An 11,715-nucleotide genomic window follows, 5' to 3' on the forward strand; every position below is an offset into this window, starting at 1 on the left:
ACACCATCGTTTTTTTGTCCTAATAATAACTAATCAATTAGTTATTAATTTCTCTGCTTCGACAAAACGCCATCGAACCCTCACAAGACCCCCACTCAGCCCAAAGGATCAACCAGCATGACGGCAACTTACCAAGACATCACCCTCGAACCAGTTGACATTACCTCACCTAATTTCAGAGCCAATCCATTCCCGACTTTCAAACGCTGGCGAAATACCCGACCCGTTGTGCCAGTCCAAGCCTTTGGAGAACGCGCCTGGATCGTTAGCCGCTACGACGATGTGCTTGCTGTTCTCACAGACGAACGCCTCGTCAAAGACCGCCGCAATGCTCAAAATCCCAATCAAAAGCAAGGAGAAATGTGGATACCGGGATTCATCAAGCCCCTCAAGAGCAATATGCTTGACTCCGACCCACCCGATCATACCCGCCTGCGTTCTTTGGTGCATCAGGCGTTCATGCCACGCCTAATCGTGCAAATGCAAACCCGTATTCATCGCCTCGCGCACGAGCTAATCGATCGCGCTCAAGCTAAAGGCGAAATGGATTTAGTTAATGACTTTGCGTTGCCAATTCCAATGCTTGCCATCAGCGAAATGCTTGGCGTTGCCGAACAGGATCGGGCAGCCTTTCACCGTTGGTCAAAGGTCATGGTCAGCGTGAGTAAACCCATTGACGGTATCCTTGCCATCCCCAGCCTATACCAACTCATTAGGTTTCTCCGCCGACTTTTCCGCGAACATCGCCTCAATCCGCAAGATGATTTAACCAGCACCCTGTTGCAAGCCAAATCCGAAGGCTCAAAACTATCCGAAGACGAATTAATTGGCATGGTCGCGCTCTTGCTAAGCGCCGGTCACGAAACTACAGTCAATTTAATTGGCAATGGCGTGTTGGCATTACTAACGCACCCAGCCGAACTCCACCGCTTACGCACCGAACCCGATCTGATCAAATCCGCTATCGAAGAACTTGTGCGGTACACACCTCCAGTGTTGTTCGCCACAACGCGCTATGCCCGTGAAAACCTGGAGATTGCAGGCACACAAATTCCCAAAGGTGAATTGGTGCTTGCTGCACTTGGATCGGCTAACCATGATGAATCAAAATTTGAGAATCCAGAAACCTTAATGCTAGACCGACAAAACAATAAGCACGTTGGTTTTGGATCTGGCATACACTATTGCATTGGCGCACCGCTAGCACGGCTTGAGTCCAGCATTGCCTTCCAAGTGCTGTTCGAGCGTCTGCCAAATATTCGGCTCGCTGTCGATCCCAATAATCTGCTTTGGAATTCTAGTCTGATTACGCGAGGAGCAAAAGCAATTCCCGTCAAGTTCTGAATTAGACATCTCCAAAAATTAATTATGCATTGTCTACAATCCTGTAGAGACGTGCCATGACGCGTCTCTACATTGTCTTTTGGAGATGTCAATTGACCTTAATCTTCAAGAGTGATTTGTGGAGTCTCAGTTGTAGGCGCGTTAGTCGCTCTTGTATCTAAGAATGCTTGAGAGATTTTAGGAACAAACCAGTTGACTTTACTAGATTTGGACGTTTGAGCAACGGGTACATTGAATTCCAGTGCTCCTGTATTCTGATTGGTAGCGATCGCCAACTTAGTTCCTTTAGGTACTTGAACAACAACACCCCCACTAATTTCCTGATTTTGTCCATCAGTACTTGGAGATACAGCAGTCACATCACTGGGTATATATATTCCCTGACAATCCCAGTCATTTTGGGTTGTTTGACCATCAGCCAGAAAATAAAGCCCAGCATCATATGGAAAATCTTCTTGTTCTATGTTTGCTGGTATTGGCCCGTAAACAGCTAGAGTTTTGCCCGTCTTGTTTTCGCACTGACCCCAATTCACTCCCGACTCAAAAGCGTATTTGAGCAACTCCAACTCTCCGAGTTTGTTTTGTATTTCTTCAGGTGTAGAACCCTCTAGTTCTGTTTGAGATTCTTGGACAGTTCGCAACTTGTTAATCTCTTTAGTCAATGCTTTGTATTCTGGGCTTTTCGTAATTTTTGGTGCATCTGCAAAAGAAGGTTGAGCAAACATAAAATTTGCTAATAGTAGCAGCACCATCAAAAGATATTTGAAAGTTTTCATGATTGTTTTCCAAAACAAATAACAAAATCAAAAACTAGAAACCTATGGCTTGCAGGGGCAGCATTGCCCACATTGTAGCAATTGAAAGGCAACAAATACCGATTGGGAAATGGGGTTAGGAGAAGAAAGATGTTCGTACTTTGTTTTGAGCTATTGTTAACGAGCATCTATCTTATCAATTCAGAAGTTACATTATCATCTAGCTCTCAGTTAAGAAATCTTAAGAAATTATTAATTTTATCCAGGGCGAGACCGGATCTGTGATGGCTTTTAGTTGCTGCGGTTCAATCCTATCAACTCCCTCAGCTTTCTTAATAAATTATTTCCACTTTTCCGGTCAACTTCGCGTGTATTAAATACAACGATTTTTTTGTATATAAAAATACTTTTTATTATGTATGTAGAAAATTGGTTTCTACTATTCCGATGAACTTGGCGTAGAATTTAGAAGCTATTAAAAAATGTTGATTTAGAATTTTTTAAAGACTTGATTGCTGCAATTATATAAGTTATGATTTACTTCGCGAGCGCAATTCAATTAAACAACTTGAAAAATGTATTGTATTTCTTAATATAATACATTAAAAGTGTTTATGCGAAGGATTTGACAATATTAAATGCAGTTATCCAAGCGTTTGAGAATTTTCTCAAAAATTACCCAGAGTGTGGGCTATTTCAGGTTTGAAAAACTTGCAAGATGAAACAAAAAATATTATCGAACGGTAAAAGTACGAACGGGTTAAAACCTGCTTGTCTCTCATTTGGGGAAGTTCTAGCTCAATCCTTTGCTGTTATTGCACCTACCACAATTCCTGCATCTAATATTGGTTTGATAGTGGCACTTTCAGGGAAAGGAGCGTGGTTAAGTTTTCTCATCGGTTTAATTGGACTCGTCTTAGTTAGTATCAACATTAATCAGTTTGCCAGTCGTTCGGCTTCTCCTGGTTCCCTCTACTCTTACATTGTTAAAGGCTTAGGTCCAACAGCTGGTGTCATTTGTGGCTGGAGTTTAGTGCTGGCATATTTGTTTACGGGAATGTCTGTATTGTGTGGTTTCGCCAACTTTAGCGGAATTTTCTTCAGTCAATTGGGTATTCATCCCTCCAGCATCACACTATTGGCGTTAGGTGCGGGAATAGCCTGGTATGCAGCTTATAAAGATATTCAGCTTTCTGCTATGGCAATGCTTTGGCTTGAAGGGATCTCGCTGGCTCTGATTGTAGTGTTGTGTGCGATCGTATGGGCAAATAAAGGTTTTGCTTTAGATATGTCACAACTCACGCTTTCTGATGTCACTCCTGGCAAAGTTGCGACGGGATTAGTGTTGGTGATGTTTGCTTTTTCTGGCTTTGAAAGTGCTACATCATTAGGCGATGAAGCAAAAAAACCGTTGCAAACCATTCCCAGATCGGTGATTGGTAGTGTGATTCTGGCAGGACTATTTTATATATCAACAACATATATTGAAGTATTGGGTTTTAGCGGTACTGGTTTGTCGATTACCAAAACCGAAGAACCTTTAAGGTTTTTATCCCAACAAGTAGGGATGGGATTTTTGGGAGAGTTAATTGCTTTTGGAGCATTATTTAGCTTTTTTGCTTGCGTCTTAGGCTGTATTAATCCGGCTGCTAGAATCTTCTTTATGATGGCACGTCACGGATTGTTCTACTCCAAGGTAGGTGCTGCACATTCTTTTAATCGAACTCCCCATATCGCAGTGACAATGTGCTCGTTTGCTATCTTCTTAGTTCCTGCACTTATGTCCCTATTTAACGTTAAGTTGTTTGAAAGTATGGGTTACCTGGGGGCTATCTGTAGCTATGGATTTCTCACAGTATATATCCTCATTTCTATTGCAGCACCAGTTTATCTATATCAAATCGGTAAACTCCGCTTGCATCATATTGTTTTCTCTGTGCTCGCAGTTGCATTCATGATGATTCCTGTATTGGGAAGTGTGGGTATTCCAGGCAGTACACTGTTTCCAGTTCCCGATGCTCCCTATGATGTTTTCCCCTACCTGTTCTTAATGTATTTGGCTGTTACTTGTGGGACTTTTGTATTACAGCGACTGCGATCGCCGAACATTGTTGCGTCCATGCGGCAAGGAGTTGAAGAAATTCATGCTAGATTTAGCGATCGCGAGCAGCTCTAATTTCAATTTAAAACCGCACCCTGTAGCTGACAAACGCAGATAAAGAATCCAAAATCTAAAATCGATTAATCCAAAATCCAAAATCCAAAATCCAAAATCCAAAATCCAAAATCCAAAATCCAAAATTGACATGAGTGAATTAGTAACTGCAATTAGTACAGGTGCAGCTGCTTTTGGTGCTACCAACATAGATGATATTGTTCTCCTAACAATCTTTTTTTCACAAGTCAACGAGACATTTCGTCGCTGGCATATTATACTTGGTCAGTACTTAGGCTTTGCAGTACTGGTTCTTACCAGTCTTCCCGGTTTTTTTGGCGGTTTAATTGTACCGAAACCATGGATTGGACTCTTTGGCTTAGTACCAATCCTAATTGGTATTAGGGGCTTAATGAATAAAGATGAAGATTCGGAGAATGCTGAGGATGAAGAAGAGTCAGAGCCGACTCAACGCTTGTTTATTACCAAATTTTTTAACGTACAAGTTTATAGCGTTGCTGCTGTGACATTCGCTAATGGCAGTGATAACATTAGTATTTATGTTCCTTTATTTGCTAACAGCACTTGGGAAAGTTTGCTTGTTATCATAGGAGTCTTTTTTCTACTTGTTGGAGCTTTGTGCTTTGCAGCATATCAATTAACTAATCAAAGAGCGATCGCTGAAATGCTCTCCTGTCATGGTAATCATTTTGTCCCATTTGTCTTAATGGGATTAGGTGCTTTAATTTTAATAGAAAGTGGTGTCTTAAGTCCTCTACTTTCTTTTGTTAATTGTTAGTGGTTGGTGGTTAGTTGTTGGTTGTTGGTTGTTGATTGTTGGTTGTTAATTGTTGGTTGTTAGTTATAAATAATCACTGAGACGACAGGTGAGACGCTTATCCTACACCACTAACCACTAACCACTAACCACTAACCACTAACCACTAACCACTAACCACCAACCACTAACCACTAACCACTAACTCCTACAGGACAAGCAACATTTGTTCCTCCCAACCCACAATATCCATTAGGGTTTTTAGCGAGATATTGCTGATGGTAAGCTTCCGCGTAGTAAAACTTGGGAGCATCAAGGATTTCAGTAGTAATTTTGCCATAACCGGACTTGTTCAGGGCTTCTTGGTAAGCATCAAGAGATGCTTCTGCTAGTTTTTTCTGGTCTTCAGAATAGACATAAATTCCCGAACGATATTGAGTGCCAACATCGTTACCCTGACGCATTCCTTGAGTGGGATCGTGGTTTTCCCAAAAAACTTTTAGCAACTGAGAGTAGCTAATGACTTTTGGGTCATAAACCACTAACACAACTTCGTTATGACCGGTCATTCCACTACAAACTTCTTTATAAGTGGGATTGGGAGTGATGCCTGCAGCGTAACCAACTGCTGTGGTATAAACTCCTTCTGGTTGCCAAAATTTCCGTTCTGCTCCCCAAAAGCAACCCATACCGAATATTACCATCTCCAGACCCTCTGGAAAGGGTGGTTTGAGTGGGTTACCTAACACATAGTGCTGACCGGGTACTGGCATTTCTTCTGCCCGTCCTGGTAAGGCTTGGTCGGGGGTGGGAAGGGTTAATTTTTTACCAAATCCAAATAACACCATTGCTCTTGATTCTAATTTTTCATAAATTTCTTTACTTAACTTCATATTGTAAACTATCCCACTCTACAGGTTGGGTGTGGTTTTCCTGGGTGGTTACACTACTTGTGAGAGGAACACAGGCATTGACTAAGGACAGTAAGGGACCTAACTGCTCTTGCCCGTTCACGGCTAAATCGCTATGACATAGATAAATTCTTTCCGAAACTCGGGCAAGTAAATCTGCCAAGATCCTTTGCAATCGTTGTTCATCTGCTAATTTTTCATCTTCTGCTGTCCAAGGTTGTCCCATCCTTTCTCTAAGGAAGAATGGCGCACCAAATAAAGTCGCTGCACCACCTTTTGCCCATAAGGGAGAACCTGCATCTAACCAAAAATGCCAGCGATGCGATCGCCTAGAAGAACGATACTGGAAGATAGTTGCTAGGGTGACAGCGTTTGACTGGATTCCTACAGGACGCATGGGGTAGGGGTTGGCAGTAATGGTACCGCGTCGTAGTAGTTGTATGAATTCAGCGATGGGAGATTGGGAATTTTGGATTTTGGATTTTGGATTTTGGATTTTGGATTGGGGATTTTGGATTTTGGATTGGGGATTTTGGATTTTGGATTGGGGATTTTGGATTTCGGATTGGGGATTGGGTATTGGGTATTGGGTATTGGGGGAAAACTGTCGCAGTCGTGTATCGATTTCCCAATAGTGTTGGGCAGTTTCTAAAAGTTCCCGCAACGCTGCTAACTGCTCGTAGGGCAAATTGCTCCCATTCCATAAAAAACGCTGAATTGCTCTATCTAAAAGGGAAATAGGGCTGGGAATCAGACGCAATTCCTTTTGCTTTCGCTGTTCTTCCAACCACTGCAATATCTCACTGTAAGCTGTTGTTGCTGAATATCCCAATCTATCCCAGCGATCGAATGCTGTTACGGGAAGTAAGTTGGGTTGCTCGGGGTGCGGGACAAAACAGTGATCTGCTATTAATCCCGCCCTTACTGGATCGATGTGAGAGGATGGGGAGACGGGGGACTCGGAGTTCCCTCTGTCTTCCTCTCCTCCCTTGCTCAACACAACTAACATTTCTGCTACTGCATCCCTATCAACCAAGCGTCCCAAACCAGGATAGACGAAGGCTAGAACCGTCAGTAAACCTCGGATATTGGGAGAACTAATCAGAGGACGTTGATCGTTCAGGAATTCTACTGGAATATTTTGCTTGGTGAGAATTTCTACAAGGGTGTAACGAGCGATCGCATCCAAACCTGGTGCAACAATTGCCACTTCTTTCGGCTGCACTTGTTCTTCTTTTATAGCACGGATAATTACTTCTGCTGTTTGCCGCAATAACTGGGAGCGAGAAGTTGTTTGAATGGACTGCACTGCTTCTGGTAAGCTCAACAGTCCCCCCGACTCGATAGCTATTTCTTGTATTTGTGTCGCCAAACTATCTGCAAGGGATTCAAGGGGAAACTGAGTCAAAGTTTCCTGTTGACAACGGGCTGATAACTCTTGCAAGTAATTGGGATCTGCTCCCAATCCCAAACGGACTACACTTTCAGGATTGAAGCTAAACGCCCCTACCGCTCCTCCTTCCAACAATACCTCAAACAGTTGACGTGCCACTGCTGGGTAATCTTGCACGTCATCCGCTAAAACAGCTTGGTAACGTTTGAAGAGTGCTTGCTGGTAGCGAGTCTGTGGTAGTAAATGCTGGCTGTAAAGTTCGGTCATAATTCCATAGGTGAGAAAGCCCCTTTCCAAACACCAGTTGCGCCAGTCAAGCAACAAGGATTCGACTAATTCCGGGTTTAAATTTATACTTTCTTGATTTGCAAGCGAGCGGGATAAAATATTTTCAATTTCTGCAAAACTTGTTCCGCTATATGCTACCAATTGTAGTGTATCCAGAATCCGACGTACTAAACGGTACTCATTAATACCAACCTGACGCAGTATTTCCTCATTGATTTGCGATCGCCAAAGTTTTGTTGCCAATTCCTGCTCTGTTTCTGGACGCAGTCGCACTGGGAATTGAGCTTTCAATTGTAACGACTCGATCAGCAATGGCCAAAATAAAATGACTTCGTCCTGAATAAAGCCAAGAGGCGTCTTACCGCGTACTGGATATGTTCCCTCAGTTGCACTCACCAGTTTATCTGCCAAATCCCGCCGATTCTCATCATTGGCTGCTAAGACTAACACCCCTAGTTCTGATTGTTGAGGATAAAGGCGCTTTGCTATGCTATTGCTACTTTTTCGCTCTTGACTTTTCGTATAATGTGTTTTGCTACTATTTGCACTCTTGACCCAATGGCAAAACTGCTCTACCAAGCAACTTGTTTTGCCACTCCGACTGGGACCTGTTATCCATAGAGAATCAGAAACCACAAACCACCTTCTTGAGAGATCTATATAATATAGCAATCCTATTTGAGCTCCAAACAAGGGAGACAAGGAAGACAAGGAGGACAAGGAAGACAAGGAAGAGGTGTTTGTAAATCATTTAGGACTGCTATAGCCATAAATTATAATATTTTTTTAATATATTTATAAATTAGGTTACTGCAAATAATGACTATTTTGTAGTATTAGCAATATATGCGAAGACAGCGCTACTACGAACAAAATAACTCTATTTTACATTTTGTTACATAATCGTGTTTTTCTTTTCTACCTAATGTATTGTTCAAAAATCAAATTAGATTACTATATTATGTGTAGTTTACGATAGGAAAGGGTATGACTTTTCGGATTTTGAGCTTAGATGGGGGAGGTATTCGAGGAATTGTAGCAGCAACAATGCTAGCGGCGATTGAGAAACAAGTCTCTCAACCTTTAAATGAGTACTTTAACTTAATTGCTGGCACTTCTACAGGTTCAATTTTAGCAGCAGCAATTGCCTTAGGGCGCAAAAGTGAAGAAATTCTTGATTTATACAGGTATAAAAGCTCCAGAATTTTCCCTTATCGAAGCCGTTTTTCATTGAAAAGAATTCCATTAATACTTAAATATGGTTTATCTGCACCTAAATTTTCCAATGCAGGATTGATTGAAGTTTTGAAAGAAGCTTTTGGAGAGACAAGACTGTTTGAAGTTCGCTCGCCATTTCTATTAGTCGTATCCTATGACACTATTGAAAGAGAACCAATTATTTTCAAAAGTTGGCGGCAAGATAAAGGTTATGGAAATGCTCCTTTGTGGGAAGTTTGCGCGTGTTCTGCGTCAGCACCAACCTATTTTCCAGCATATAAACTAGAAAAAAATATACATGGCAAAGTTCGACAAGGTGATTTACAAAGTATCGTTTTCGATGAGAATGCATCCTCAACGGAAGGCTTATATAACAAGCAAGTTTTGAGAATTACCCATGGTACAGGAGAAGATCAATCTCGGATTATAGAAAGATATAGAGGAGTGGCAAAGCAAGCATTTTTAGATGCACCTTGGAGTGTAATACCTGATAATAGCTCTACCTATTCAATCAAAACCATATACTCTGCCATTGATGGTGGTGTAGCAGCAAACAATCCATCTAGTTGTGCTCTTGCTGAAGCTCTAAGGTTAGGTTATTCACTAGATGAAATTACGGTTCTTTCTATAGGAACAGGTGATGCTACACGAATCATTCCATTTGAATCTGCTCACCAATGGGGTCTGATACAATGGGCGCAACCGCTTGTTAATGTTTTGTTTGATGCAACATCAGACGTTTACGAATACATTACCTATCAAGTTATTCAAAATCGTTTTTTACGGTTGCAGTTCAAACTAGATCGACATTTAACAGGTAAGCGGTTGAGCGACGATCTTGATGATGTGAGTGAAGAGAATATCAGGAATTTAATTGAAGCGACAGAGACTTATATGCAACAGAACCAGGTGCAAGAAGCATTACGAGTGTTTTTACAGCTTAATCATTAGTGACTAATAACTGCGGGAAATCAAAAACAGCATATCGAGCTTTTCCCTGGGCTTTTGCACGGTACATAGCGATATCGGCATCCCTCAGCAAACTGAATGGTTCTTGATAAGTACAGCAATTTAAAGCAATACCTATACTCCCTTCAACAAAGAGTTGATGTGAGTTGATAGAAACTGGTAGTTTTAAAGAATTTTGTATGCGTTGAGCAACATTAATGGCATCAGCAACATCTTTAATGTCCTCTACTAAGATAACAAACTCATCACCACCAAATCTTCCTACCGTGTCGCCACTACGCAAAGAGGACTCCAAACGTCGGGCTGTTTCTATCAATAAGCGATCGCCAGCACAATGTCCAAGGCGATCGTTAATCGTTTTGAAACCATCTAAATCTAAAAATAACACAGCAAAGTTATAATCGTTACTTCTCTGACTGCGTTCAAATGCCTGTCCCAGTCGTTCAAGAAATAAAGCTCGATTTGGCAATCCTGTCAGTGTATCATAAAAAGCATTGCGAATGAGATCTGCTTCTACCTGTTTGCGTTGAGTAATATCTTGAAAAACTAAAACAGCACCTTTAATATGACCATTATCATCGCAAATAGGCGTGATACTACCTTCAATATGTATTTCTCTACTGTCTTTTGTATAGAGTATACAGTTTTTTGGTAGATTAAGAGAGATACCTTTTTGTAAAACTTGTATTGTTAAGTTCTCTATTCCTTCCCTTATCTCTTTGTCAGCAAATCTGAAGATATTTGTTAATTCCTTGTTAGTGGCTTCATGTTGAGAGCAAGCAGTCAGTACTTCCGCTAGTGGATTTATCATTTGGACACAACCATGAATATCTGTGATAATAACAGCACAGCCCATGCTTTTTAAAATGGCTGTAAACTTTTGCTGTTCTGCTTGTAGCGTTCTTTCAGCATAATGCTTGCGAATGGCTATTTCGATCGCAATCTGAAGATCTCTTGTGTGAAGCGCTTCTTCTCCTGAGTGAGTAATTTCTGAAACCGTGTATCCCAATTCTTGTAACTTTTGTCTGAGAGCGAGTGCAAAAATTTCTTCATCCTCAATAACTAGGATTTTAGGACTGAACATGCTAAGATAACCTGTTGGCTAAGATTCAGATTTTATGGACGGCGATTCACTCAATGTCAAATTGAGCGATCCTACCATCATAAATTGTCAAAATCACTGTAGACAATACTTTACTAAATACTTAATATCTGAGCACTTATTTTTTAGAATTTATAAACCTATCCAGTTTAAATAACTGCCTTTAATGTACTTAAGAGAGCATATGAATATCATTCATCGATTGAACGTGCAGTTCATTACATAAAATGTTATGAGCTAACTATTGTAAGGTATAAAAGACTTCTTCTTAAAGAAAATCTTTTTAAAAGTTGCTATATAGAGATGAAGAATTAGTATTTTATCCTTCATCTTTTTTTTGTCAGATCGATGCTAATTTTGCCACCAAAGTCTGGAATAGGCGCAGCAAGTTTACTTAAAATGACTTGAACTTGTGCCACGCGATCGCTCGACGCCAAAATAGAATCAGCAATAAACGCTGTTAATCGTTCCACCAAAGCAAACTTTGATGTCTTCACGGTATTTTGTACTAAGCTGATAATACTGCGGTAATCTACAGTATCCTCTATAGCATCAGTTTCACCCGCTTTTGAGAGATCCAACCATAACTTCACATCCACCTCAAACCATTGTCCCAGAACTTGCTCTTCCGGTAAGTAACCCGTGTATCCATAACTACGAATTCCTGTCAGATGAATGCAGTCCATATTGTACTGTAGATAACAAACATTAAATTATCATCTCACACTTATATCAGTATGAATGAAAAAGGGTATTGGGCATTGAGCATTGGGTTTTTTCTCTCACCCCCTACCCCCTACCC

General features: G+C 41.0%; 9 protein-coding genes. 4 read left to right on the plus strand and 5 right to left on the minus strand.

From position 1 onward, the window contains the following. The first annotated feature begins 117 nt into the window (after positions 1 to 117). Positions 118 to 1,344, plus strand: coding sequence for a cytochrome P450 (locus tag F7734_RS41005; protein WP_155750149.1), 1,227 nt, complete (start codon positions 118 to 120; stop codon positions 1,342 to 1,344). Between the two features lie 98 nt (positions 1,345 to 1,442). On the opposite strand, the gene F7734_RS41010 is transcribed toward F7734_RS41005, so the two are convergent. Then, positions 1,443 to 2,120 carry a hypothetical protein gene (locus F7734_RS41010; RefSeq protein WP_155750150.1) on the minus strand — a complete coding sequence of 226 codons (678 nt, stop codon included), beginning with the start codon at positions 2,118 to 2,120 and terminating at the stop codon, positions 1,443 to 1,445. Between the two features lie 697 nt (positions 2,121 to 2,817). On the opposite strand from F7734_RS41010, the gene F7734_RS41015 reads away from it, so the two are divergent. Continuing rightward, positions 2,818 to 4,275, plus strand: a complete 1,458-nt coding sequence (locus F7734_RS41015; RefSeq protein WP_155750151.1) for an APC family permease — start codon at positions 2,818 to 2,820, stop codon at positions 4,273 to 4,275. Positions 4,276 to 4,405: 130 nt separating this feature from the next. Further along, positions 4,406 to 5,053 carry a cadmium resistance transporter gene (locus tag F7734_RS41020; protein WP_155750152.1) on the plus strand — a complete coding sequence of 216 codons (648 nt, stop codon included), beginning with the start codon at positions 4,406 to 4,408 and terminating at the stop codon, positions 5,051 to 5,053. A gap of 173 nt (positions 5,054 to 5,226) precedes the next feature. On the opposite strand, the gene msrA is transcribed toward F7734_RS41020, so the two are convergent. Together msrA and F7734_RS41030 are read right to left on the minus strand one after the other, a co-directional pair. Beyond that, positions 5,227 to 5,880 carry a peptide-methionine (S)-S-oxide reductase MsrA gene (msrA, locus tag F7734_RS41025; RefSeq protein ID WP_155750160.1) on the minus strand — a complete coding sequence of 218 codons (654 nt, stop codon included), beginning with the start codon at positions 5,878 to 5,880 and terminating at the stop codon, positions 5,227 to 5,229. Between the two features lie 31 nt (positions 5,881 to 5,911). Next, positions 5,912 to 8,260, minus strand: coding sequence for a recombinase family protein (locus tag F7734_RS41030; protein WP_166482468.1), 2,349 nt, complete (start codon positions 8,258 to 8,260; stop codon positions 5,912 to 5,914). 351 nt (positions 8,261 to 8,611) lie between these two features. On the opposite strand from F7734_RS41030, the gene F7734_RS41035 reads away from it, so the two are divergent. Beyond that, the gene (locus tag F7734_RS41035; protein ID WP_155750154.1) at positions 8,612 to 9,793 is read left to right on the plus strand and encodes a patatin-like phospholipase family protein; all 1,182 of its coding nucleotides are present in this window, start codon (positions 8,612 to 8,614) and stop codon (positions 9,791 to 9,793) included. Here F7734_RS41035 and F7734_RS41040 read toward each other — a convergent pair. After that, a complete protein-coding gene (locus F7734_RS41040) occupies positions 9,783 to 10,895 on the minus strand; it encodes a diguanylate cyclase (protein WP_155750155.1) in 1,113 nt (370 codons plus the stop codon). The genes F7734_RS41035 and F7734_RS41040 overlap by 11 nt on opposite strands. Positions 10,896 to 11,239: 344 nt before the next feature. Beyond that, positions 11,240 to 11,599: a dihydroneopterin aldolase gene (folB, locus tag F7734_RS41045; protein WP_155750156.1), complete on the minus strand. Its 360-nt coding sequence runs from the start codon at positions 11,597 to 11,599 to the stop codon at positions 11,240 to 11,242. Positions 11,600 to 11,715 lie beyond the last annotated feature (116 nt).

Source organism: Scytonema sp. UIC 10036 (genome assembly GCF_009725235.1).